Origin of the sequence: Iodidimonas sp. SYSU 1G8, from assembly GCF_039655775.1 — a bacterium.
Lineage (GTDB): Bacteria > Pseudomonadota > Alphaproteobacteria > SMXS01 > SMXS01 > RI-34.
Window position 1 is genome coordinate 1,543,849 of the sequence record NZ_JBBYXJ010000002.1, and the last position, 25,132, is coordinate 1,568,980.

General features: G+C 63.7%; 19 protein-coding genes. 11 read left to right on the forward strand and 8 right to left on the reverse strand.

Features of this window, described 5'->3' with window-relative positions; genetic code table 11:
- The first annotated feature begins 9 nt into the window (after window positions 1-9).
- Window positions 10-774: a LuxR C-terminal-related transcriptional regulator gene (locus WJU17_RS18580; RefSeq protein ID WP_346328884.1), complete on the forward strand. Its 765-nt coding sequence runs from the start codon at window positions 10-12 to the stop codon at window positions 772-774.
- A gap of 89 nt (window positions 775-863) precedes the next feature.
- Here the strand turns inward: WJU17_RS18580 and WJU17_RS18585 are convergent, their stop codons facing one another.
- Both WJU17_RS18585 and bla read right to left on the reverse strand, forming a co-directional pair.
- Window positions 864-3,533 (reverse strand): TonB-dependent receptor, encoded by a 2,670-nt coding sequence (locus WJU17_RS18585; RefSeq protein WP_346328885.1) that lies wholly within the window; start codon window positions 3,531-3,533, stop codon window positions 864-866.
- Between the two features lie 472 nt (window positions 3,534-4,005).
- On the reverse strand, window positions 4,006-4,893 hold the full coding sequence (bla, locus tag WJU17_RS18590; RefSeq protein ID WP_346328886.1) for a class A beta-lactamase: 888 nt from the start codon (window positions 4,891-4,893) through the stop codon (window positions 4,006-4,008).
- 576 nt (window positions 4,894-5,469) lie between these two features.
- On the opposite strand from bla, the gene WJU17_RS18595 reads away from it, so the two are divergent.
- Window positions 5,470-7,902 carry a TonB-dependent receptor gene (locus WJU17_RS18595; protein WP_346328887.1) on the forward strand — a complete coding sequence of 811 codons (2,433 nt, stop codon included), beginning with the start codon at window positions 5,470-5,472 and terminating at the stop codon, window positions 7,900-7,902.
- A gap of 56 nt (window positions 7,903-7,958) precedes the next feature.
- Here WJU17_RS18595 and WJU17_RS18600 read toward each other — a convergent pair whose 3' ends face one another.
- On the reverse strand, window positions 7,959-8,975 hold the full coding sequence (locus WJU17_RS18600; protein ID WP_346328888.1) for a DNA topoisomerase IB: 1,017 nt from the start codon (window positions 8,973-8,975) through the stop codon (window positions 7,959-7,961).
- 316 nt (window positions 8,976-9,291) lie between these two features.
- On the opposite strand from WJU17_RS18600, the gene WJU17_RS18605 reads away from it, so the two are divergent.
- The 3 genes from WJU17_RS18605 (at window position 9,292) to WJU17_RS18615 (ending at window position 13,796) form a co-directional block, all read left to right on the forward strand.
- Window positions 9,292-11,727: a TonB-dependent receptor gene (locus WJU17_RS18605; protein ID WP_346328889.1), complete on the forward strand. Its 2,436-nt coding sequence runs from the start codon at window positions 9,292-9,294 to the stop codon at window positions 11,725-11,727.
- A 120-nt stretch (window positions 11,728-11,847) separates the two neighbouring features.
- Complete coding sequence (locus WJU17_RS18610; protein ID WP_346328890.1) at window positions 11,848-13,227, forward strand: aromatic ring-hydroxylating dioxygenase subunit alpha; 1,380 nt, start codon at window positions 11,848-11,850, stop codon at window positions 13,225-13,227.
- A gap of 152 nt (window positions 13,228-13,379) precedes the next feature.
- Window positions 13,380-13,796: a hypothetical protein gene (locus WJU17_RS18615; protein WP_346328891.1), complete on the forward strand. Its 417-nt coding sequence runs from the start codon at window positions 13,380-13,382 to the stop codon at window positions 13,794-13,796.
- A 230-nt stretch (window positions 13,797-14,026) separates the two neighbouring features.
- Here WJU17_RS18615 and WJU17_RS18620 read toward each other — a convergent pair whose 3' ends face one another.
- Window positions 14,027-16,336, reverse strand: coding sequence for a DEAD/DEAH box helicase (locus WJU17_RS18620; protein WP_346328892.1), 2,310 nt, complete (start codon window positions 16,334-16,336; stop codon window positions 14,027-14,029).
- Window positions 16,337-16,590: 254 nt separating this feature from the next.
- Between WJU17_RS18620 and WJU17_RS18625 the strand changes: the two genes are divergently transcribed.
- The 5 genes from WJU17_RS18625 to WJU17_RS18645 all read left to right on the forward strand — a co-directional run bounded on the left by WJU17_RS18625 (window position 16,591) and on the right by WJU17_RS18645 (window position 20,984).
- Window positions 16,591-17,583, forward strand: a complete 993-nt coding sequence (locus tag WJU17_RS18625) for an alpha/beta hydrolase (protein WP_346328893.1) — start codon at window positions 16,591-16,593, stop codon at window positions 17,581-17,583.
- Between the two features lie 97 nt (window positions 17,584-17,680).
- Window positions 17,681-18,646, forward strand: coding sequence for an IclR family transcriptional regulator (locus WJU17_RS18630; protein WP_346328894.1), 966 nt, complete (start codon window positions 17,681-17,683; stop codon window positions 18,644-18,646).
- A 12-nt stretch (window positions 18,647-18,658) separates the two neighbouring features.
- Entirely contained in the window at window positions 18,659-19,819 is a 1,161-nt protein-coding gene (locus tag WJU17_RS18635; protein ID WP_346328895.1) for an acyl-CoA dehydrogenase family protein, read from the forward strand.
- Window positions 19,816-20,802: a YhdH/YhfP family quinone oxidoreductase gene (locus tag WJU17_RS18640; RefSeq protein ID WP_346328896.1), complete on the forward strand. Its 987-nt coding sequence runs from the start codon at window positions 19,816-19,818 to the stop codon at window positions 20,800-20,802. Before WJU17_RS18635 ends, WJU17_RS18640 begins: the two co-directional genes overlap by 4 nt.
- An 8-nt stretch (window positions 20,803-20,810) precedes the next feature.
- Window positions 20,811-20,984: a hypothetical protein gene (locus WJU17_RS18645; RefSeq protein ID WP_346328897.1), complete on the forward strand. Its 174-nt coding sequence runs from the start codon at window positions 20,811-20,813 to the stop codon at window positions 20,982-20,984.
- Between the two features lie 28 nt (window positions 20,985-21,012).
- On the opposite strand, the gene WJU17_RS18650 is transcribed toward WJU17_RS18645, so the two are convergent.
- The 3 genes from WJU17_RS18650 to WJU17_RS18660 all read right to left on the reverse strand — a co-directional run bounded on the left by WJU17_RS18650 (window position 21,013) and on the right by WJU17_RS18660 (window position 22,362).
- On the reverse strand, window positions 21,013-21,438 hold the full coding sequence (locus WJU17_RS18650) for a hypothetical protein (protein WP_346328898.1): 426 nt from the start codon (window positions 21,436-21,438) through the stop codon (window positions 21,013-21,015).
- 74 nt (window positions 21,439-21,512) lie between these two features.
- Window positions 21,513-21,857: an antibiotic biosynthesis monooxygenase gene (locus WJU17_RS18655; protein WP_346328899.1), complete on the reverse strand. Its 345-nt coding sequence runs from the start codon at window positions 21,855-21,857 to the stop codon at window positions 21,513-21,515.
- 64 nt (window positions 21,858-21,921) lie between these two features.
- A complete protein-coding gene (locus WJU17_RS18660) occupies window positions 21,922-22,362 on the reverse strand; it encodes a VOC family protein (RefSeq protein WP_346328900.1) in 441 nt (146 codons plus the stop codon).
- A gap of 303 nt (window positions 22,363-22,665) precedes the next feature.
- Between WJU17_RS18660 and WJU17_RS18665 the strand changes: the two genes are divergently transcribed.
- The gene (locus tag WJU17_RS18665; protein WP_346328901.1) at window positions 22,666-23,694 is read left to right on the forward strand and encodes an NADP-dependent oxidoreductase; all 1,029 of its coding nucleotides are present in this window, start codon (window positions 22,666-22,668) and stop codon (window positions 23,692-23,694) included.
- A gap of 2 nt (window positions 23,695-23,696) precedes the next feature.
- On the opposite strand, the gene WJU17_RS18670 is transcribed toward WJU17_RS18665, so the two are convergent.
- Complete coding sequence (locus WJU17_RS18670; protein ID WP_346328902.1) at window positions 23,697-25,097, reverse strand: PLP-dependent aminotransferase family protein; 1,401 nt, start codon at window positions 25,095-25,097, stop codon at window positions 23,697-23,699.
- Window positions 25,098-25,132 lie beyond the last annotated feature (35 nt).

The window sequence follows — 25,132 nt, forward strand, 5'->3', positions numbered from 1 at the left end:
AAAATTATTATGAAACGAGCGCTTAGGGCCGCGGTCGCACAGCTGCGCGCGGCAGAAACCCTCGAAGAAGCCATCCCTGTCCTGAAGGGGGCCGGCGAGTTGCTCGGCCTGCCCATGGTCACGGTGAATGGCGACTATTCATCCAACCGCCTGCTGGGGGACGGCACGGGGGGCACCCTTGCCGCGGCGCTTGGCTGGTCTCCGGATATCCTCACCGGCTGGTCCTCGGAGGAACTGACGCCGTTCAGTCCGGTCGGCGCGGCCTGCAGGCTGTCGTCGCTGCCCTTCGCCTGGCGCAGCGACAGCTTCGCCTGTCCGGTGCCGACGCGGATCGAGGCGCCGCAGGAACGGGTGCTGGATTTTCTCGCCGAACTGGGCGTCACCGGCGGTATCACGACGCCCGTGCATCTGCCGTTCAGCCGGATCGGATCGGTCACCTGGTTCAGCTTCGACCGGAAGTTCAATTTCGACCGGGTTCTGGAGGCACACAAGGACAGTTTCATTCTGCTGGGCCACTACTTCATGGCGCTCGCCGACAGCGAGATGGAAAGCCTGGCGGCAGAACGGGCGTTCAGCCTGAGCCGCCGGGAGATCGAATGCCTGACCTGGGTGGCGCTGGGAAAGACGGATACGGAGATTGCCGCGATCATCGGCCGTTCCATGTCGACTGCCCGCTTTCATGTCGACAAGGCGGTGGCGAAGCTGAATGCCGTCAGCCGGACGCAGGCGGTCGCCAAGGCCGCGCAGCTGGGCATGATCGGCGCCGTCATCTGAGAGCAAAAGAAATCCCCCGCCCGCGACATGCGGACGGGGGAAGTGAAGGGGAGTGACCGGCGCACGAGACGCCGGCTCTCCGATGAATTCTAGAAGTGGAAGCCGACCTCGATGCCGATCTCGCGCGGGGCGCCGTACATGGTGTAGGCCCACAGACCGCCGACAGAATTGCCGGCATTGCGCTTGATCTGGTTCAGCAGATTCTTGGCATAGAGGGTGACGCGGTAGCGCTCCTCAAGATCGCGCCAGGTCAGGTTGGCATCCCACAGGGTCCGCGCCTCGAGCTGGGTGTAGAGCGAGTTGTAGACCAGCGTCTCGGACACCGACGAATAGTTGACGGTGGTGTTGGCGGTCAGCGTACCGCTGTTGCCAAGCAGCATGTCGTAGGTGATGCCGCCGCTGAGCTTCCAGCGCGGCGAGAACGGCACCGTGAGATAGGCGATGTCCTCGGTGACCGGATCAAGGATTTCGTCGCCGTTCAGGTCGAGGACGAATTCCTTGTAGTCATGATCCAAGTAACCGGCGCTGAAGTTGAAGCGCAGGTTGTCGGTCGGCACCCAGGTGGTCTCCAGTTCGACGCCCCAGGCGCGCGACTTGCCGGCGTTGACGTTGATGACTTCCTGCGTGGTGACGCCGGCGCGGTTGGTGAACGGCACGGACTGGGCCCGCAGCAGGTCGCTGAAGCGGGTGTAGAAGACGGCCAGGTTCGTGCGCAGCGTGTTGTCGAAGAAATCCGCCTTCAGGCCCGCTTCCAGGTTCCAGTTGGTTTCCGGATCGTAAGGGCGGCAGGTCTTGACGCTGGAGCACTGCTCGGTGAAGCCGCCGGACATGTAGCCGGTCGAATAGCTGACATACGCCATGGCCGTATCGGCCAGCTTGTAATCGACGACCGCGCGCCAGGTGATCTTGTCCCAGGTGCCCTTCACATCATCCAGCACCAAGTCGAAGGCCGAGTCCGGCAGGGGCACGGTGAACGGATCGATCTCGTTGATGCTCATGCCCGAGCGCGACACGGCGTTGGAGCGTGCATCGAACAGGCAGTTCGACAGGCTCGGCGGCTGGGTGGCGTCAAGCGGCCGGATGTCCTTGTAGGGCGTCAGCGCGGTGCAGGGGCCGCCCGGGTTCTGGCGCCGCGAGAACAGCTTGCGGTCGTAGGTGTAACGGACGCCGCCGGTCAGCTTGAGCCGGTCGGTGACGTTGTAGGAGCCGTCCAGATAGAAGGCATAGCTCGACTGCTTCTGGCCCACGGCGGTGACCGCGGCGTCGGTCATGGGGTCGAGGTCGAGGTTGATGAAGCCCCGATCGTCAAGGAAGGGATTGCCGTTGGTGGGACGGCCGAAATAGGCATCGGTCTGCGGCAGCAGGCCGGTCAGGCCAGCCAGCGAATAGGCCACATAGTTGAGGTTGTCCTCGCTGTAGACGCCGCCGGCAACGAAGTTGAGCGGGCCGTCGAAGGTGGTGGCGGCGCGCAGCTCCAGCTGGAGCTGGTTGCGCTTGCTGTTGCGGCTGGCGTCGAACAGGGTCGCGAACGCTTCTCCCGAATAAGTGCTGGGCAGGATTTCGGTCATCTCGCGATAGCCGGTGATCAGCTTGAACGTCACGTCGTCCAGATCCAGGCTCTGGTGCAGGTGGTAGCCCTGCACGTCGACCCGGTGACCGGCGGGCACGCAGATGCCGCGAGGGTTGCCGCCGATACAGTTGTTGCTGATGCCGGTGCTGAGGCGTTCCTTGCGGCTGAGACCGACGGTGTTGACGCCATCGAAGCCAAGGCGCGGCAGCAGCATGTTCTGCGGCCCGCTGAAGGGATCGATTTCGCCGATGGCGGGCGATTCATTGACCACGGGCGGGCTGTCCGACCGGTCGCGCAGGAACTCGAAGATGAAATAGGCTTCGTAATTGTCGCTGGGCGTGAACAGCGCCTTCACCTTGCCGGCGAAGACGTCCGTGCCGTTCAGGTGTTCGCCCGCGCGCTGGGCGGTGGTATCCAGCTCGGGCGGCAGAGGCGGATTGACCGTGGGCAGGCCGTAGGCCGCGTAGATCGGGATGTTGTTCGGGAAACCGCTGGCCGGTTTGTTGTTGCGGTAATAGCCATCGTCATAGTCGTAGATGGCGGACATGCGGATGGCCAGCTTGTCCTCGACGATGGGGACGTTGATGGCCACCTTGCCCGATGCCAGCTTGGCGCCGTTGACCGAATAGAAGCCGGTCTTCAGCTCGATGTCGCCGGAGAACTCGTTGATCACGGGCCGCTTGGTTTCGATGACGATCGCGCCGCCCGTGGCGTTCTTGCCGAACAGGGTGCCCTGCGGTCCGCGGAAGATTTCGATCTGTTCAATGTCGAACAGGTTGACGAACTGCGATTGCACGCTGTTGAGGCCGAATTCATCGACCAGAACGGCGACCGACGAATTACTGGTGACCAGGATCTGGTTGCCGCCCGTACCGCGGATGCCGCCCGCGACGGCGCGGAAGCCCGCCACCGGATTCAAGGTGACGTTCGGCGCCAACTGGCTCACGGCGGTGATGTCGGTCTTGAACGTGTTCGCCAGTTGCTGGTCGGTGATGGTCGACACGGCGAGAGGTGTTTCCTGCTGGTCGGTTTCGCGCTTCGTGCCCTTGACCGTGATGCTTTCGAGCGCGCCGATGGACGCCCTTTCCGGCGCTGCCGCCGGGGCGTCTTGCGAATGAGCCGGCAGGGCAAGCATCGCGCCCGCGACACCGGCCGAAAGCAGGCCTGTCCAATGTCTGGCATGTCTCATCTGTATCTCCCCATGGGTGGCGGATCCTTGATGGACCCATTTTTTGGCCTTCTTCGAGGCATCCGCTCTGCGTAGCATGGGGTAAATCGGAGTGGCCACTGGCGATTCCGTCAGTTCGGACGCTTTTGTGAGGAAAGCCTAAGAATTTGATTTCTTTGTTGAAATCTCTGGCTTGACCGATGCCTTCCGGATGGTCGAGGCGAATTTTTCTTCGTGTATGAATTTTATCAATTGCGCGGGAACCGTGGCCGCAACACGGCGTTTAAGGCGGGTCAAGAGGCCAGCACACCGCCTCTTTCTTGGAACGAACCTGTTCGCCCATTCCAAAGGCTGTTCACAGCTCCCAGCCGGGATCGAGGGTTTGAAGGGCGCCGCGGATCACCCAGTCCGGGCGCCTTTTCCTTTTCCGCCCTCGAGATATGCCTAGCTCAGCCCGAACGTGAGAGACACTCGCGAGGGTTTTGGCGATCCCTTACGGGTGAGGCCACCCCTCCTTAGAGATTGTTCGAGCAACCTGCGCGATGGTGGCTTCCCGGTCAGCCGCGGCGGCGTTGGTTTCCGTCAGATAGACGGCGAGCAGAACCGGCGCCCGGCCCTGTGGCCACAGAATGGAGATGTCGTTCGTGGTGCCATAGGCGCCGCCGCCGGTCTTGTCGCCGACCTTCCATGCGGCGGGCACGCCGGCCCTGATGCGGTTGTCGCCTGTCTGGTTGGCGACCAGCCAGTGGGTGAGCATGCGGCGGGAGGCCGGGGAAAGGGCGTCGCCCAGCAGGAGGCGGTGCATGGTCGCGAGCATGGCCGCAGGCGAGGTCGTGTCGCGCGGGTCGCCCGGCGTCGCCTCGTTCAGTGCGGGCTCGATCCGGTCGAGGCGGGTGATGTCGTCGCCCAGGGACCGCAGATAGCGTGTCAGACCTTCCGGCCCGCCGAAGGTCGCGAGAAGCAGGTTGGCTGCGGTGTTGTCGCTCAAGGTCATGGTAGCTTCGCAGAGCGCGCCGATGGTCATGCCAGTGCCCAGCCGCGGCGCGGTCGCCGGCGAGTGGGCGACGATGTCGCCCTTGCCATAGGTCAGCACACGGTCAAGCGTCTCGTCGCCTGCGTCGACACGGGCCAGCACATAGGCGGCGGCGAGGAACTTGAATGTGCTGCACAAGGGAAAGCGTTCATCGGCCCGGTGGTCGATCCGCGATCCGGTTGCCGTGTCCAGCGCCGCGACGCCCAGCCTCCCGCCTTGGGTGGCCTCCAGCTTGGCCAAGACAGTGGACCCGTCAAAAGCGGCGGTGCCTGCGAGACCATTCCTCGCGATCAGGCCGGTGACGGACAGCGACAGACCGGCGCGCAGGAACGAACGACGAGATAGCATCAGAAGCTCCTTTCAGGGGAGCGGAGGCGTTGAGATGAGATCGGGTGCATGGAGACTATGTCGGGCAGGCGCTGATTGAATGCAACGTCTCGCGCCTTCTCAAAGCTCGATGGACCCGGAAAACGCATACGTTCCCACTCCAGCGGGGCAAGTCACCGACGATATTGGCTGTTACGCCGGAGTGGCAATGATGCTTCCGAGAGAGCATAAAAAATCAGACAAGATTGACTGTAAAAATCTTGTAATATCGTTAATATTGTATATAAATCAATATCTTATAAATAAAAATTCTCCGCAGATGTAAAAATTAATCATTGATTAATGCAATTTTTGCGGGTTACCCTTGCGTTTATGGACGCTGGAGTGAGCCTTGTAGACGAGCGCTTGCGGGAACGGAGCGCCGATCAATCCACGACTCATGGATCCACCGTCCGCTAAACGGGGGAGGGACGTATGGTTACCGGGTCTTTCGCGCGGTTGATCAGGCCGCGTGTGTTTCACTCACTAGTGGTTGCTTTGCCAGCCCTGTTGCCCTTCGGAGGGGCGGCGATTGCTCAGGACGAGGCGCCGACGCAGATGGCGCAGGCAACCGCCGCCGACGTGTCGCGAAAGGCGGGGCCAAGGCTCGAGACGGTGCTGGTGACGGCGCGCAAGCAGGAGGAGTCGGCGCAGGACGTGCCGGTGGCAATGACCGCCCTGACCCAGGAACTGGAGCAGGCGACGGTGCGCGACCTGCGCGATCTGAACGGCTATTCCGCCAACGTGCGCATCGACAACGATCCATCGCGCGCCGGTGCGGCCGCGATCACCATTCGCGGCATCAGCCCGACGCGCACGGACGACAATTCGTTCGACTCCCCGATCGCCATCATGATCGACGGCATCTATCTGGGGTCGCTGTCGGGGCAGATCATCGAGAATTTCGACATCGAACGCATCGAGATCCTGCGCGGCCCGCAAGGGACGCTTTACGGCCGCAATACGGTGGGCGGCGTGCTGAACGCGGTGCGCAGCCGGCCGACCGGCGAGTTCGGCGCCAAGCTGCAATACACATTCGGGCGCTGGAACCAGCATGAATTCAGGGGCGTCTTCAACGCGCCGATCGTTCGCGACAAGCTGGCGGTGAAGGGCTTCTTCACCAACTTGCAGCGCGACGGCTACTACAAGAATGAGTATCTGAATTCGACCCAGCCGCAGCGCGACTACATGAACTACGGCCTGACGCTGCTCGCCACGCCGAACGAATGGCTGGAGGTCAAGCTGACCGTCGAGCGGTTCGAGGACCACAGCCAGGGCGGCGCCTATCTGACCAACTGGAACTTCGCGCCCGGCGTGCTGCCGGCGACGGGGCGGCCGGAAGATCCCAACTATGCGGGCGGTTTCCTGTCATGCTTCCTGCCGGGCCTGATCAGCGCCGTCCCGAGCGTGCCGTGCCGGACCCAGGTGGATTTTCCGCGCAAGACCATCGCGACCGACCTGCCCAATCCGGGCCGTGTTAACACCAATGCCTACACGCTTGATGTTTCCGCGAGCCTCAGCGAGGAGATGAAGCTGGTCGGGTTGTTCGGCTACCGGGACATGAAGGAGTACCGCAAGTACGACTTCGACGGCACGAGCGTCGATCACATCACCATCGAGCGCGATAACGAGTTCGAGCAGTTCAGCGGAGAGTTGCGCCTGGAAGGCAGCTGGGACACGTCGATCGGCAAGATCAACGCGCTGGTCGGCACCTATTACTGGAACAGCAAGTTCAACCAGAACTGGGTTACCGGCGGCGATTTCTGGACGTTCATCGGCGCCTTGAGCGGGTACTCGCTTGCGGCCAACAGCTGGCTCGATCCGTCGCTGGCCGGCTTCACAGGGTACAGTACTCCGGTCGAGGCCTGTCTTGCGCCGCGTCCCGACGGGTCGAACGTGAAGGCGCTGTTCGGCCAGGTGGAGTGCGACAGGGGCGCGGGCGTGCGTGCCTATGGTCCCAAGCTGGTGCAAAAGCTGTTCGAGGACCAGAAGACCACGTCGCAGGCCGCGTTCGCCCATGCCGACTGGGAGTTCATGCCCGGCTGGACGCTGGAAGCGGGTATCCGCTGGACCTACGAGAAGAAACACTTCATCGCGGCCCAGGCCTATCTGGCGCCGCTCGACCGGGTGGATGAGGTCGGTTATCCGGCCTATGCGGACCTGAAGAACAGCTGGAAGGACATTTCGCCGAAGGTCGGCCTGTCCTGGAAGGCGACCGACAATGTCATGCTCTACGGTTCCTATTCGGAAGGCTGGCATTCGGGCGGCTTCTTTGGCGTGAACCAGAACGTGGCCGACTTCGAGCGTGACCAGTACGATCCCGAGCACTCCCAGTCCATCGAACTGGGCCTCAAGGCGCAATGGTTCGACAACCGATTGCAGACGAACATCGCGCTGTTCCGCAACACGTTCAAGAACAAGCAGGAACAGGCGGTCCAGTTCGACGACTCCACCAACACGGTGGCCACGGTGTTCAGCAATGTGGCGAACGTCGTCTATCAGGGCATCGAGGGCGAAATTCAGGCCGCGGTCACCGAGAATTTGAGCCTCTTCGGATCGGTGGGGTATCTGGATGCCAAGTACAAGAACTTCTTTACCGATGTAAACCCGAACGACAATTGCACGGGCGCGCCGGAATGCATCGTCGATGCCAGCTATCTCAGCCCGCGCAATGCACCCAAGCTGACCGTGGGCATTGGCGGTGCTTTCACGATACCGCTGGGGCCGGGCGATCTGCAGATCAATGCCAAGTACAGCTATATCAGCAAGGTGGAAGGCAATCTGCTGAACCAGACGCTGGGTCGGGTACCGCCGCGCGACGATCTGAGCGCATCGGTCTCCTATATGTGGGAGCGCTACAAGGTGACTGTGTTCGGCCGGAACCTGACCAATGAACGCTACGAGACGCCGTCGATCATCGCGCCGCTCTTTGCGGCGGGCACGGTGGGCGAGGGTTGGAGCTGGGGTATCGAGGTGAGCGGGGAGTTTTGAGCCCCACGACCCGAGGGCGCGTCGCCGCCGGGCGGCGCGCCTCTTCAGCCATTGCTTTAGCCGGCGAAGAGACGCGCCAGCGCGACTTCCCGGCGGGACATGAAGCGGGCCGATTTCGCGGCTTCGTAAATACCGGAAAGTGTTTCCGCCTCGAACGCGTCGAGGACCTTGCCGTGGACATAGCTCTTGCGGACGATGGTGGGGGTATTGCCCAGCATGTCGGCAATTTCGCTCATCACCGCCTTGATCTGCCTGCGGCGGGCCGTTGGCGAGGATGCCGGTTCGCACAAGCCAAGCTTCTCCGTCGCGGCGGCGCTGGCGGCCATGGTCCGGAAGGTCTTCGCCGTGATGGGAACGCCGGAGATTTCCTGGAGATAGGCATTGGTGTCGCCAGCATTCACCCGGCAAACCTTGCCATCCTGGTTGCGATACTGAAAAAGCCGCGTTCCCGGCAGATCGAGCCAGTCCGGTATGGCCCGGGCGAGCAAGGGGATACGGGCGGAAAAGGCGAAAGCCTTGCCGCCCTTGCCGCGAAAAGACACATCGAGCCATTCTTCCCGGTGCTGGACGTTGCGCTTGAGCAGTGTCGATGCGCCGCGGCTGCGGCCCGAATGGACATAGTTCTCGCAGCCGATGCGGATGTGGGTGCGGTCGATCAGCATGACAATGCCAGCGAGCGCCTTGCGCGCGCAGGTGTCGGGCAGCGCGAGATCGGCACGGATACGCCGCCTGATGCGCGGCAGAACGGCGCAGATCGCGGCGAGTTGGCCCGCCTTGTTTTCCTCGCGAACGTGTTCCCAGTCGGGATGATAGCGATATTGCACGCGCCCTGCTTGATCGCGGCCGATGGCCTGAAGGTGGGCCTTGGCGTGGGCCGCGATACGGACGTCTTCATATGCGGGCGGGATGGCCAGCCGCCGGATGCGATCGAGAATGGCGGGATCGTTCACACGGCATCCCGAGGCATCGAAATAGAGGTAACCGCGCCCGCACCGGCGCCGGAGGATAGGCAACGAGTCACTCGCGACGAGCTTCAGTCCCTTGGGAATCGAGGCGGCGATCGTGGCGTCCATGCGGGAGTCTCCAGAGGCGCTGAAGGAACGACCCGTCAGGGTCACCGGTTCCACACTCGACAGCTCGGCGCAAAAGACGGTCTGTCTTGCTTTTATTCGTCAATAGAGACTTTTTAAAACTGTTGTTTTATATAGAGATAGCGGGTTAGATAGAATTTGAAATATAAATTAATCATTGATTAATGCGTTTTGACCGGGCTACCGTCATGCCATTCCGCTGGCAGTGTCGGCCAGGCGAGACCGCGCCGTAGAATGCGGGTCCGCTATTCCCGGCAGTCGCTGTAGGGCGGTCATCCCTGGGGAGGGAAAATAATTCATGAAACTAACAAGTAGCCGTCAGGGCTATCGGCCATTTACATCCTCGCGTGGGCTGTTGCTGTCGGTAGCCGCCATAGCAATCGTGGGATGGGATGCCGCGCCCGCTTTTGCCGCAGATCCGGAAACAGTCATCGTCAGCGCGCGTAAGCGCGAGGAAGATGCCCAGGACGTGCCGGTCGCGATGCAGACCTTTACCGCGGCCGATGTCGAACAATATCGCGCCGTCGATCTCTCGAAGATCGGTGAAATGGCCAGTCAGGTGATCATGGTGCCGGCCGGTTCCGGCGCCGGTGCGTCTTTCCACATCCGCGGCTTGGGATCTTCTTCAGGCGATCCGGGTATCGATTCCAGCGTGACCGTCAATATGGACGGCATGCAGATCAATCGCGGGCATATCATTCGCGCCGGCATGTTCGACGTCGGTAGCGTGGAAGTGTTGAAGGGGCCGCAGGCCCTGTTTTTCGGAAAGAACAGCCCTGCGGGCGTCATTTCGCTGACCAGTAACGGTCCGGGTGACGAGTGGGAGTTCATCGGCCGCCTGTCCTACGAAATCGAAGCCGACGAAATCATCGGCGAGGCGATCGCGTCCGGTCCGATCAACGACAAGGTAGGCCTTCGCGTCGCCTATCGCGGACGTACTCAGAAGGGCTGGCTGAAGAATGTCGCGGGTCCGGTCACGGCGCCGCTCCCGTTCACGCCGGGCAATCCCTACGCCAACGAGCCCTACGATTTCCCCGGCACTACCGATCCGCGCCGTGGTTCGCAGGAAGAACATATCGGTCGTATCACGTTCGCGGTGGAGCCGAGCGACAATTTCGACGCGACGCTCAAGGTTCTGGGCGCCAAGTACAGCGATGACGGCTCATCCACCAACGAGGTCATCTCATGTTCGGGCCCGAAGCCAATCACCATTCCGCTGCTTAGCGGGATCACGCTCGTCGATCCCTATGGCGATTGCGAACAGAACGGCGTCATGTCCCAGGGACAGTTGCCCGACGAGATCATCGCCGGGTACGAGGGAACGGAAAAGAAGGGCGGTCAGACCTACACGACTGTGGATACCGTCCTGACGACCCTCAATATGAACTACACGACGGACAACTTCACACTGACGTCCCAGACCGGCCTGTACTATTACGATTACGTCCGTTGGGACAATTTCGATGGCACGTCTCAGATCCAGTTCATGGGTATCCAGCTCGAGAAGAGCACGACCTGGAGCCAGGAGTTGCGCCTGCTGAGCACGTTCGACGGGCCTTTCAACTTCATGCTCGGGGCGTTCTACGAACACGTATCGCGCGATTCCGACAACCGCGGCAAGATCGCGGCCATCGGTCCCGATCCGGTGACGGGCAATACCAATAACTGGGGCGGCGAATCCACGATCAAGGGCGATACCTATTCGGCATTCGCGCAAGCGATCTGGGATGTGACGCCGGAACTGGAACTGGCGGCTGGGGCGCGCTACACCAAGGAAAGCAAGTCCTCGGTGCAGGTCAATACTTTCGTCAATCCGTTGATGGAGTTCTTCTTCGGTAATCCCGCGCTCCCCTTCATGAAGGCGGAGAACGATCCGATCTTCAGCGAGTTTAAAGATGACGACATTTCGCCGGAAGTAACGCTGACCTGGACGCCGATTCCGGAAGTGACGCTCTACGGCGCGTATAAGACCGGCTACAAGTCAGGCGGCTTCTCGACCAACACGGTTATCGCCTGGAACGCCGACAGTGATTCTGTCCGTTTCGACGCTGAATCATCCGAGGGTTTCGAAGTGGGCCTGAAGAGCACCCTGCTCGATGGAAGACTTCGCCTGAACCTTACGGGCTATCGGTACAGTTTCAGCAATCTGCAGGTCAGCGCATTCGATTCCGCCACCACGTCGTTCCAGATCCGGAACGCCGCGAGCGCCCGGACCACTGGTCTGGAACTGGAGACCAACTTCCAGGTCACGGATGAACTGATCCTACGCGGACAGGCCGGCTACAACCGCGCCCGCTATTCCGAGTTCCCTGGCGCGCCTTGCTATCGCGGTCAGTCGGTCGCGGATGGCTGCGTGGGCGGGGTACAGGACCTGACCGGGCGTCCTCTGGTGTTCGCGCCGGACTGGTCGGGCAGTGTCGGCATCTCTTATGACGTGCCGGTGTTCAATGGCTGGAGCCTGGGTCTGAGCAGCGATCTGGTCTTCTCAAGCGGTTACTACACGGCGCTGGCCAACGACGACCGTGCCCGTCAGGGCTCGTATCAGAAGATCAACGCCAGCATCCGGCTCTATTCGGATGATGACCGTTGGGACTTTGCCATCATCGGCCGCAATCTGGCCAACGAGCGCATCCTCGGTGGTACCGCGGATAAGCCGGGTGGTCTGTCCGGCGATATCTTCGGCAACTCGCTGCGGGCGCGTGAGATCACCTTCCAGGTCACCTCACGCTTCTAAGCGTGCACATAAAGGAAGGGCGTGGGAGGTTCCCACGCCCTTCGCCCGTGATACACTATCTGTTCAGCGGCCCGCCAGCGGACGTCGAAGATCCGGGGCCGTCAGCTCGGGGAGATGACAGTGCCGCAAACGAACACCTACATCGATTTTGGAGCGGGCTCGCTGGCGGTTCCATCCAAGCGGGCGACGTTGGACGCATTCCGCTACACGTCTCACGCATTCATGATGCAGGAATGGAATGCCATCTGGACTCGCACATGGCTTCTTGCCGGTCTTGCGCTGGACGTAGCCGAACCGGGCGATTACTTCGTCTTCGATATTGGAGCGGAATCGATCATCGTCAGCCGAGCGGAGAACGGCACGGTGGCGGCGTTCTACAATGCCTGCCAGCACCGGGGAAACCGCATCGTCACCGCTGAACGGGGAGCCGCCGCAGCGATCACTTGCCCCTATCATGGCTGGACGTATCATCTGGACGGCACGCTCAAGCTCGTCCCGGACGAGGAACGTTTTTCTCAGGGCCTTCCGGTGGAACGGTTATCGCTGAAACCGGTCAAGGCCGAGGTGTGGGCCGGGCTGGTCTGGATCAACATGGATCCAGACGCCGCGCCGCTGGGCGATTTTCTCGGGCTGGTGCAGGGGCAACTGGCGCCGTACCGGTTCGAGGACATGGTGCTGGTCAAGGACCAGACAGTGGCGCTTGATGCCAACTGGAAAACCTGCGTCGACAATTTCAACGAACAGTACCATGTGGATTTCATCCACCCGCAGCACGCCAGTTTCGTGGACTGCCGCGATGCCGCCAACGAGTTGTGGCCCTTCGGTCATCGCCGCGTGCTGGTCGAGGGCTATGTCACCAATCCGCGTTACGGCGTGCCCGAGGAGTTGCCGTCGTTGCTTCAGGCGGCGATCCGGCCTTTGGGACTGGACGCGGAAGATTTCAGGGGCAAGGTGCCGACCCTGCGCAAGGCGGTCCAGCAGCGCAAGCGCGAGGTGGGCAGGGAACTGGGCTTCGACTATTCGGGCTTCACGGACGATCAGGTGTCCGACGTGCTGCAGTACGATCTGTTCCCGAACATCATCATGACCATCAAGCCGGAGGAATTGTGGGTGATGCGGCCGCGGCCGCATCCGACCGATCCGGACAAGTGCTTCTTCGACAAGTGGACCCTGAGAATCCATGTGCCCGCCGACGCCGGGCGCGGATTGAGCCTGGTCGGTGATCCGAACGCGGCGCCGCTAGACAGCTCGGAGCGTCCCGAGCATGAGGTGTTCACGCGCGAGGACGTGATCGCGGGCAGACACTCGATGACCATCACCATCGATCAGGACATCCACTACCTGAAAGACATGCAGGCCGGGATGCACTCGCGTGGGTTCACCCGGGCCTGGCTCAACGAAGACGAGGCACGCGTCCAGCATTTCCACGATTGGGTGGATGTATGGCTGGAGCAGAATCCGCTGCGTCCGGAAGCACGCCTGTCCCGCGCGGCGGAATAGCGATCCACTGCCGAGCAATAGCCGGTGCAACTTTCCGGCTGACCCGCCGTATATGCCAAACCTCTAGTTGCTGTCCCGCGAAGGTTTTCCGGTAATGGAGACGTTCAAGGGCAAGAGGCTGACGTTCAACGTTTCCGCATGAGGAGAGTGTCATGAAACGTTTGGCATATGGTTTGATTGTTGGCGCGGTAGCGTCGATGGCTTTTGCTTTTCCGGCTTCCGCCCGTGACCGTGACGACAATCCGCCCGGTCCGGCAGGAGGTCCCGGGACGAATTGGGAAAATCCGCCCGGCCCGCGCGGCGGCCCCGGCGCATCGCCCGACCGTGTGCGCCGGATTCAGGGAACGGACTACACGTTCGTGGTCCGCGACAACGGCTATTACTTCAATGAACGTTTCGGGTACTGGCATCCTGAGCGTGGCTACTGGAACCAGGCGAAGCGCTGTTGGAATGACCGGGACGATAACCCGCCCGGTCCCGCCGGTGGCCGGGGCACCAACTGGGAGAATCCGCCCGGCCCGCGCGGGGGCCCGGGGGCATCGCCGGACAAGTTCGGCAAGTGCCGCTAGAAGGCATGCTGGTTACAAGGGGAGGCCGGAGTGATCCGGCCTCTTTTTTATTGTCTCAACTTCACCCCGAGGCGGACGTAATCCAGCCACAGTCAGGGGCGACTATCCGATTGTTGGCCTCGTCAGTCGGGCCGCCGCGATCGGATCTGTAGCCCCCAAGCCCATTCCGATCCTGGCGGCCCGACTTCTATTTCGGGCCGGCGTTCACAGAACCAACTCCAGTCCCAGGTTTACCTCGGTTTACGCCGCAGCGGCCGGTCGCCCGACGCGGTCTTGCTGTCGTCGCGCTTGGGGTTAAAGCGCTTGGGACGCTCGGCGCCCGGCTTGGCCTTGGCGAACTTTCCCTTGGCGAACGGCTTGTCCTTCGCCGCGCCGCGATCACGGAAAGACTTCTCCGGGCCGGCATCCTCGGTCCTTGGGCGGCGAAGCGAGATGGTGGGGTCCGTCCGCGCCGGCGCGTCGGCGCGGGGGCCTTGCTTCCATGGCTTCGGCGCGTAGGAGCCCGACTTCTCGGGACGCTCGGGAGCGCCCTTGTCCCGGTATGTCCTGGTTCGCGCGGGCTTGTCGGCGACAGGCCGCTCCGCGCGGGGTTCGCTTGCCGCCGCCGCGCGATCCGTATAGTCGCGGCGCACCTTGGCGTCGCGGCGCTTGGCGCCGTCCCAGCGCTCTTTCTTGCGGGCGGGCTTCTCGCCGCCGAATGGATCGAAGGGCGCGCGTTCCTCGCGGGCATAGTCGGCGGGAGGCGCCGCAGGCGTCTCAACGGGCGCCTGAGAAGGCTCGGGAGCCGCGGCAGGTGCCGGTTCGGGGGCGGCCGCTGCGACTTCCGCAGGCCGTTCACGCCATTCGCGGCGTTCGGGACGCGGCGCGCGTTCGCCGCCATCGCGGTCCTGGAAACGCTCGCGCGGGGCGGGCGCCTCGGCGGGCTGGATGGTGAATTCCTTCTCCTCGGATTTGGCCAGCGCCGACTGGAAGCGCTCCGCCATGTCCTTGGAGATTTCGAACTTGGTCTCCCGGTCGAAGATGCGAATGGCGCCGATGTCGCGCTTGGTCACGTGACCCAAACGGCAGAGCAGCGGCAGGATCCATTTCGGATCGGCGTTCTTCTGGCGGCCGACGTTGAGGCGGAACCAAGTGGTTTCGCCGACGGGCCCTTTGTCGTCGAAGCGGCGCTCGCGCGGCTCGCGGGCGTCACGCGGCGCGCGATCATCGCGGCGCGGCTCGCGGGAGCCGCCATTGTCGAACAGGTCCTCGGGCTCGGGCAGACGCGAGCGCTGGATGCGGGCGAGGGCGAGGGCGAGCTGTTCGGGCGTGCGGCCTTCGAGCAGGGGCTGAACCAGGCTGAGGTCTTCATCCGGGCCGGCGTCGTTGAAGATGGGGTCGAGCAGGAAGCGCTCGTTATCGCGCTTGCGGATTTCCTCGGCGGTGGGCGGGCCGGCCCAGACGGCCTCGACACCGGCCAACGACAAAAGTTGCTGGGCGCGGCGGCCGCGCGTGTAGGTGACCAACAGGACGCAGACGCCCTTGCGTCCGGCGCGGCCCGTGCGGCCGCTGCGGTGCAGGAGGGTTTCCTTGTTGTTCGGCAGATCGGCGTGGATGACCAGATCAAGCTGCGGCAGGTCGAGGCCGCGGGCGGCGACGTCGGTGGCGACGCAAATCTTGGTGCGGCCATCGCGCAGCGATTGCAGGGCGTTGTTGCGCTCGTTCTGGGTCAGCTCACCGGACAGGGCGACGGCGGCGAAGCCGCGCTCGACCAGGCTCGCGTGGAGATGACGGACTGCCTCGCGGGTCGAGCAGAAGACCAGGGCGGCACCGGCATCGAACAGGCGCAGGACGTTGACGACGCCCAACTCGACCTCGTTCGGCGCGACGCGGATGGCGCGGTACTCGATATCGGCGTGAGGACGGTTTCGCTGGACGGTGTCGATACGCAGCGCATCTCGCTGGTAGCCGCGCGCCAAGGCCGCGATCTCGCGGGCGATGGTGGCGGAGAACAGCAGAGTGCGGCGCTCGGACGGCGTCGCGTCGAGGATGAACTCCAGGTCCTCGCGGAAGCCGAGGTCGAGCATCTCATCGGCTTCGTCGAGGACCACGGCGCGCAGTGCGGACGTGTCGAGACGGCCGCGCTCGAGATGGTCGCGCAGACGGCCCGGGGTGCCGACGACGATGTGGCAGCCCTGGTTGAGCGCGCGGGCTTCCTGCCGGGGGTCCATGCCGCCGACGCAGGTGACGATTTTCGCGCCGGTGTCCTCGTAGAGCCAGCTCAGCTCGCGGTGGACCTGCAAGGCCAGTTCCCGGGTGGGGGCGATGATCAGGGCCAGCGGCTCGGCGGAGAAGCCGAAGCGTTCCTCGTCGCCCATGAGGGTCGGCGCCATGGCAAGGCCGAAGGCCACGGTCTTGCCCGAACCGGTCTGCGCCGATACCAGAAGGTCGCGTCCTGCTGCCTCGTCCGCGAGCACGGCAAGCTGAACCGACGTCGGTTCATTGTAGTCGCGCGCGGTCAGAGCACGAGCAAGAGCAGGATGGGTCGCAGGAAACGGCATATTCTCGATCTCAATGACAAAAGGACCGGATCCGACGGGAATCCGGCAAGGGCGCGTTCATGCGCCGAACGACCGGCAAGCGCAACCGGTTAGTGCCTCTTTGTTATGCAGCGCGTGCGTGGCAGGCCAGTGAGACCGGGTCTGCGCGGCAGACGAAAGGCGGTGAAGGCCGTATCATAGCACAACTGACAGGGGATCACCGCATGCGATTGGACGCGGCGCAGGCCGCCGACGAGACCAAAGGGAAGACTATCATGAAAGCGATCGCCATCCTCATGATGACTGGGACGCTCCTGGCGACCGGCGCGGCGCGTGCCGAAGCGATGCTGGAGGACTTCTCCTATCCGTTCGAGGTGAAGCGCCTGGTCCTGCATTCGCAGCGTCAGTCCCTTTCCATGGCCTATATGGACGTCAAACCCGAGACGCCGAACGGCAGGACGATTGTCCTGCTGCATGGCAAGAATTTCTGCGGCGCTACCTGGGAGCGGACCATCGGCGCCTTGCGCGACGCAGGCTACCGGGTGGTCGTGCCGGACCAGATCGGGTTCTGCAAGTCGAGCAAGCCCGAGGCCTACCAGTTCAGCCTGACGCAGTTGGCCGCCAACACGCGGCGTCTGCTGTCGGAACTCAAGATCGAAAAGCCGGTCATGATCGGCCACTCCATGGGCGGCATGCTGGCGGCCCGGTATGCACTGGCCTATCCGAGGCAGTTGGCGGGATTGGTGCTGGTCAATCCCATCGGCCTGGAGGACTGGCAGGCCAAGGGCGTGCCGCCGGCGACGGTGGACGAGCTCTACCGGAGCGAGCTGAAGACCGATGCCGAGCGGATCAAGGCCTATCAGATGAAGGTGTATTACGACGGCAAGTGGCGGCCCGACTATGACCGCTGGGTCGACATGCTGGCGGGGATGTATGCGGGAGCGGACGGCGCCAGGGTCGCCTGGAATCAGGCGCTGACCAGCGACATGGTGTTCTCGCAGCCGGTGATACACGAGTTCGGACGGATCCGGGTGCCGACGACGCTGATGATCGGCATGAGGGACAAGACGGCCATCGGCCGGGACAGGGCGCCGCCCGAGGTCGCGGCGGTCTTGGGGAATTATCCCGAGTTGGCGCGTGAGGCGGCGCAACAGATTCCCAATGCGCGCCTGCTGAGTTTCAGCGATCTGGGTCATTCGCCGCAGGTCGAGGATCCTGAGCGGTTCAATGCCCGTCTGCTGGAAGGCCTGACGCTGATGGGGTATTAAGCGTCTTATTACGATTTGAGAAAGTAATTGTCGCTAAATTTCATCCTGGAGAAGCCGGCCCATTGACGGCGATGCCAGTTTGGCGCTTCTAGCGCCCATGACACAGGTATCTCCAAAGGGCTCGTATCATCTCCAGACCGTCTCCCGGGCGCTGGACGCGCTGCGTCTGCTGGAGGAATCGGGTGCGCCACTTTCGCAAACAGAAATCGCGGAAGCGCTGGGCGAGCCGGTGCCGGTGGTATTCCGCATCCTGCACACGCTCGAAGGACACGGCGTCGTCAAGCGCGGCCGGGACAAGCGCTACGTACCTCGCGGCAGGGTGGAGGCGGACGGGCTGGGGCGGCCCCTCGATATTCTGAGAGTATTGTCGGCGGCCGGGAGCGCGGGGGCGCGCAGCGAGGAGATCGCCGCGCGACTGGGCCTTGAAACCCGTCTCGTGGGGGAGGCGCTGGTGGTGCTGGCGTCGCGGCAGCTCGCCGCGGTTTCCGAAGGCGGGACCTGGACATTGGGTTTCGGCCTGATCGAGCTGGCGAGACCGCTGCTGCGCGGCACGCTCCGTTCTGCCGTGCGACCGCTGATGGAGCGTCTGCGGGACGAGAGCGGTGAAACGGCGACCCTGTTCGTGACCTCGGGGGATCGACAGGTCGTCCTCGACATCGCGGCAAGCCGGCAACCCCTAAGATACGAGTTGGAGATCGGCGCGGTGTTCGTTCTCCATCGAGGCGCGGCCGGGAAGGCGGCGCTGTCGGCCATGGAGGATGCGGATGTGAAGCGTATCCTGGAAGGCTCGGACCTCAAGAACGCCGAGCGCCGGCGTGTCCTTGCGGATGTGATGGACGCGCGGCGTCGCGGGTTCGCCACCTCGCTGGGGGAGCGCTTGCCGGGTGGCGCGGCGGTCGCCGCTCCGGTCCGCGACGAGAGTGGCCGTGCCGTGGGCGTCCTGGGATTGATGCTGCCGGCATTCCGCAACGAACCCGACCGTCTGCCGCATCTGGGCAAGGTCCTGGCGGGGCATCTGGCCCAGCTGGTGTTGCCCGACACACTCGCGCCTGCCAATTCATAGGAGGACCTTATCGTGATCAGAAACCCCGAGGCGTTTGACCATTTCCTCTCTCATGTTCGCGAGTGGGTGCGCGGCTATGCCATTCCCAACGAGGAACGCGTTGCGCAGGGCGAGTTCATGCCCAAGGACATCTCACAGGAGATGGCGCGGCAGGGATTCTTCGGCTGGAGCATTCCCGAGGAGTATGGCGGCGCCGGGCTGACGGCCGAAGAACTGGTGCTGGGCGCGCTGGAAATCTCGCAGTGCTCGGTGGCGTTCCGCGCCCATGTGGGAACCAATACGGGGATCGGGTCCGAGGCGCTGGTGGTCGATGGGACGCCGGAGCAGAAGCGGCGCTATCTGCCGAAGATGGCCAGGGGCGAGCTGATCGGCTGCCTCGCCGCCACGGAACCGGAGGCTGGTTCGGATCTGACGGCGCTTCAGACGACGGCGCGGCGGGATGGCGAGCACTACGTTCTGAACGGCACCAAGGCGTTCATCACCAATGCGCCGGTCGCCGACCTGTTCACGGTGATGGCCCGGACCGAGGAAGGCACGAAAGGCGCGGGCGGTGTCAGCGCGTTCATCGTCGAACGGGAGTCGCCAGGCCTGAGCACGGGCAAGCCCTACCGCAAGATGGGCCAGGAAGGCGCCCCGGTATCGGAAGTGTATTTCGAGGATTGCCGCATTCCCGCCTCGGCGCTGATCGGCGGAGTGGAGAACGTCGGCTTCAAGACGACCATGAAGGTTCTCAACAAACAGCGGCTGCATCTGTCGGCGCTGTCCACCGGCCCGGCGATCCGCATGCTGGACGAGGCGGTGCGGCATGCGCTGACCCGCAAGCAGTTCGGCCAGGCCATCGGCGAGTTCCAGCTGGTGCAGGGGCTGATCGCCGATTGTCAGACCGAAATCCACGCGGCCAAGGCGCTGATCCTCGACACCGCGCGCAAGCGCGACCGGGGCGAGGACACCAGCATGGAAGCGTCCATGTCCAAATACTTCGCCACGGAGATGTGCGGACGGGTGGCGGATCGCGCGGTACAGATTTTCGGCGGTTCCGGATATATCGCCGACTACAGCTGCATCGAGCGGTTCTACCGGGACGTTCGGCCGTTCCGACTCTATGAGGGCACCAGCCAGATTCACCAGACGACCATCGCCCGGATGACGATGAAGCGGGCGATGGCGCAATGAGCGGGACGTTCGACGCCTACCGGATTTTCGAAGACGGCAAGGCGGGGCGGGGCGCGATCATCCCGGTGTCGCCTGGCGAGCTGGACGAGGGCGACGTGCTGGTCCGGACGCTCTATGCGGGCGTGAACTACAAGGATGCGCTCGCGGGAACAGGCCGGGGTCGGATCGTGCGGCGCTATCCATGCATCGGCGGCATCGAGGCGGTGGGGATCGTGGAGCAGTCGGAGACGCCGGCCGTACCGGTGGGCGCCACGGTCATTCTTCATGGCTACGGCATGGGCGTCGATCGGGACGGCGGCCTGTCGCCCTGGGTCCGTGTGCCGGGCGCGTTCGCGACGCTGCTGCCCGAGGGGCTGAACCCGCTGCACGCGGCGGCGATTGGCGTGGCGGGGCATACGTCTGCGCTGGCCCTCGAGCTGATGGAGCTGAACGGGTTGAGGCCGGGCAACGGACCGGTCGCGGTGACCGGCGCCACGGGTGGGACGGGCAGCCTGGCCGTCGCCTTGCTGGCGGGGGCCGGTTACGAGGTGGTCGCGGTCTCCCGCAAGGCGGATGCGGCCGATTATCTGCGGCGGATCGGCGCGGCCGCAGTGATGGCGCCGCCTGAGCGCCTGGAGACGGCGAAACCGCTGGAGTCGGCGCGCTGGGCCGGCGCGGTCGACACGGCGGGCGGATGGCTGCTGGACTGGCTGATCAGAACGATGCGGAACGATGGCGTGATCGGAGCGTTTGGCAACACGGCGGGGCTCGATCTCCAAACATCGATATTGCCATTCATCCTGCGCGGTGTGCGCTTGCTGGGGGTGAATGCCGATACGCGGCCGCCGCAGCGGGAGAAAATCTGGGACAGGCTGGCAACAGGCCTTAATCCCCGGTTCATCGATGACATGGTACACGTCATCTCATTGCACGATCTGCCGGCGTTCATGGAAGACATGGTCGCCGGAACAACCAAGGGACGAACACTCGTCCAATTCGCCTGAGCCCAGAAATGCAGACCAAGACCATGAAGAACGTCGTGACCAAAATGCTGATTTCGCTGAGGAAGGTGCCGCTGCTGCCGACCGGCGAGAGGTACCAGCCCGAGAAACATTACATGCGCGGGCCGGGGCCCGCCTGCGCCGCCAAGGCGCGCCTGAGCCAGGGAGCGCCCCAGTCCGGCTGACCCCGGCTGTGATGCGACCGCCGCGCGGCTACGCGGCATCCCCAGGGGCTTCGTCTTGCACGAGGCCCTTTTTTGGTGCGCGCCGGCTGGCGAGGAATTGCCGCACCTCGCTGGAGAAGGCGACCACCCAGAACGGGTAGGCGCCGATGGCTAGCGCCGTCACGCCGAGCGCGCAGCCGACGGGGCTGAACGATGAGATGATGCTGTAGACGAGGATGACGCCACCGGCGACGGTGATGAGGCCGAACAGCGCCGTGGCGAGGATGCGGGCGAGGCGGTTGCCCCGTGCCAGGCCGATCGCGAGGAACAGGCCGGACAGGGCGATGGCGAGCTGTCCCCAGCTGATGTCCACAGCCGGCGACAGCGAGATGAGCAGTATCTGGGCAGCGACGCCAAAGGCGGCGAAACCACCCAGGATGAACAGAACATTCCTAAGATGCCAAGCGCCGTCCATCATCCGCCCCCAAAGCCGATCATGCCGCGCCCCGAGGATAATGCCCAAAGCACGCGGCCGGAACGGTTACCGGATCAGGCGGTGAAGAAATCGGCGCGAGGCGTGCCGGACGGGTCGTACACCGGCTCGATCAGATCGACGCGAAACTTGCGGATTTGCGACCCCTTGCGCGGATACTTGCGCAGGTGGCCCCCCATGTCCTTGTACCAGTGATTGTCGAAATGATACTGGAGATCGGCGGTCTCAGCCCATTCCTCGTAGACATGGATGCGGCCGGGCACGAAGACGTCCTTTGTCCAGATGTAGTGGATGCAGCCGTTCTCGGTGTAGGCGCCGTCGATATGCGCCTTGGCGGTCGCGATGATATCGGTCACGTCCTCGACGTCGAGATCGATCCAACCTGCGATGATGATGGCCATGAACTTCCCTTTCGTGTGCGCGCGGCCATCCTATCGGCCGCGCGCGAGATGGATGGTGCCGACGCTAGTTTTTGACTTCCACCAATTCGATGATGTTGCCTTCCGGGTCGGCGAAGAAACAAAGACGCAGCGGCCGGTCGGCGGCGATGAGCGCGCGTTCCGACTTGAGAACGGCGCCGGCGGCTTCGGCGGCGGCGAGGGTCGTGTCGAGGTCGTCGCAGTAGAATGTCAGGTAGGCAATGCCGGTGCGATTACTCATCCATTCCGGCGTGGCGGGAATCTGCGGCGCGACGGGCGGGCGGACCAGCTTGATGACTTCGTTGCCGGGGGTCTTGAGCCAGATGTTGATGTAGCCGTCGGGCGCGACGCCGAGGCCGCGGCTGAGCTCGCCGGGAATGTCGGCACGCCGTGCTTCGGTGCAGGACAGCACCTGGGTGTAGAACGCATACATGCGGTCGAGATCGACGACCGGTATTCCGACTTCCAGCGGCATGGTCTGACGCACGATATTCCCCTTTTCTTGCAGCTGGCCGGACGGGTTGGCCCGAGCCGGGCCGAACCCACGGCATGGTTCGCCGGGCATGTTAGTCGCGATGGGACGACGATCCAACAGGAACCCTCTTCCGATACTGATCCAGTGGCATCGGTGCGCCCGTACCTTCGCGCGGCGCGCCATGGCATTCCGGTGGTTCGCCGCCGAGGCCGTGTCCGGCAGGTTTGACGCGGGAAACGGATGCTCTATGGTTCTGCGCTGAACGTGTCGCCGGGATTCTCCGGCGGCGCTTAATCTTGCAAAGGGGATGCGGATATGAGCACGGAAAATCGTCAGTGGGTACTGAAGTCGCGTCCGCCGGGGATCGTCGGGCCGGAACATTTCGAGCTGAAGAACACCTCGGTTCCCGAACCGGGCGACGGCGAAATCCTGGTGCGGACGCTTTATCTTTCGTTCGATCCGACGCAGCGCGGCTGGCTGAACGAAGGTCCCGGCTACATGGACCCGCTGAAGATCGGCGCACCGATGTTCGGCTCGGGTCTCGGCCAGGTCCTGAAGTCGAACGATCCGGCCTTCAAGGAAGGCGATGTGGTCAACGGCATGATGGCGTGGCAGGACTATTCGACCCTGAAGAACGGGACCGGCCTGATGCCGCTGCAGAAGGTGTCGCGGGATCATCCGCTGACCTGGGCGTTCTCGGTCTTCGGCATCACGACGCTGACGGCCTATTTCGGCCTGCAGGAAGTGGGTCAGGTCAAGGAAGGCGACGTGGTCCTGATTTCCGGCGCGGCGGGCGCGACGGGTTCGGCCGTGGCCGAGATCGCCAAGATTCGCGGTGCCAGCAAGGTCATCGGCGTGGCCGGCGGCGCGGAGAAGTGCAAGTGGGTGGTCGAGGAAGGCGCATGTGACGCGGCCATCGATTACAAGAGCGACGACATGGAGGCCAAGCTGCGCGAGCTGGCCCCGAATGGCGTGAACGTGTTCTACGACAACACGGGCGGCCCGATCCTAGATGCGGCGCTGGCCAATCTGGCGCAGGGGGCGCGCGTGGTGATCTGCGGCGGTATCGCTTCGGGCTATTCCGGCTGGGGGATGCCCGACGGGCCGAAGAACTACCTGTTCCTCATCCTCAAGAGCGCGCGCATGGAAGGCTTCCTGCTGTTCAACTATGCGAGCAAGTTCCCGCAGGCCATCGCCGACATCGGCAAGTGGGTCAAGGAAGGCAAGCTCAAGGTCCACGAGACCGTGTCCGAAGGCCTGGAGAACGCGCCGCTGGCGCTGCAGGGCCTGTTCACCGGCAAGAACAAGGGCAAGACGATCCTGAAGGTCGCCGACCCGACCTGATGTCAGCCTGACGCGAAGTCGAGATGGGGCTTGCCGTCGAGCAGTGACGCCAGACGCGCAAGCCCCGCCGACAGACTGGCGCGGTCCGGCGGGCAGCCAATGCAGAGCCGGATGGCTTGCGGCGGTTGTGCCTTGCCGGCCGCGAAGGTCTCGGCGGGCAGGACGACGACGCCGGCCTCGCCGGCCTGGGCGGTAATATCCGCCGCGCGCCATGGCTCGGGCAGACGCAGCCAGGCGTGGTAGCCGCCAATGCGGCACGCATCCCCAAATGTTTCCGAAAGCAGACCCGCTCTTGCCGCCGCTTCCCGGCGATGCCAGTCGGAGAGCGCAAGAGCCGTGCCGTCGGTCATCCAGCGCGCGGCGATTTCCCCCACCAGCGGCGGCGCCATCCACATGGTGGCGCGCAGCGCGGACTGGACGGCCTGAAGGCGGTCTGGTGGAACGCGCAGCAGGCCGATCCGCAAGCCCGGCCCGAGCACTTTCATTCCGGTCAGATAACAGGTCCGTTCGGGGGCAATGGCAGCGATGGGGGGTGTACCGTCCGCAGCAAGGAGGCCGTAGACATCGTCCTCGAGCAACAGCAGATCATGGCGCGCGGCGACGGCGGCGATCTCGCGCCGCCGATGCTCTGGCATGCTCGCGGTAGTGGGGTTCTGCAGCGACGGCATGAGGTAGAGCAACCGGGCGTTTGCGGTCTTGCAGGCGGCATCCAGCGCGTCCGGCCTTAGTCCGTGCTCGTCCATGGCCACACCCTGCAGCCGGAGCCCGAGAAGAGCGGCGAGGCCGCGAAAGCCCGGATAGGTGAGGTCTTCGGTCAGGACGACATCGCCGGCCCGGCAGAACGCCATCAGCGCGATGGTCAGGCCGTGCTGACTGCCGCCCGTGATGAGCGTGGTTTCGGGCGAGGCCGGCGCGCCCATATGGGTGATCCAGTTCGCCGCGGCCTGCCGATGCCTGAGCATCCCTCCGGTCGGCTGGTAGGTCAGCAATTCGCCCAGCATGCTCTCGCTGGACAATGCGGCCATGGTGGCCGAAAGGGCCTCGGCCGCCGCGGGGCAAGAGGCGGGTTCGTTCCGGGAGAGGTCCACGACCCTGTCCGCCAGGCCTGGGGAGGCGGTGTCGGCGACCGCCATGGGCTGGAGCAGGGAGGATGGCGTTGGGCCCGCGCGAACATAGGTACCGCGGCCGACTTCGCCGACCAGCAACCCGAGCCGTTCGGCCTCGCGGTAGGCGCGGGTCACCGTGCCCGTGGTGACGCCGAGGCGCCATGCGAGGTCACGGTGGGTAGGAAGTTTATCGCCCGCGCGCAGCAGGCCGCGGCCGATATCGCGGCGAACAGCCTCGGCAATGGCCGTGTATCGCGGGCCAGGCAGGTCAGAAAGGTCGGGGAGCCACATTGTCATGATGACAATGATTACATTGACCATAACATAGGGTC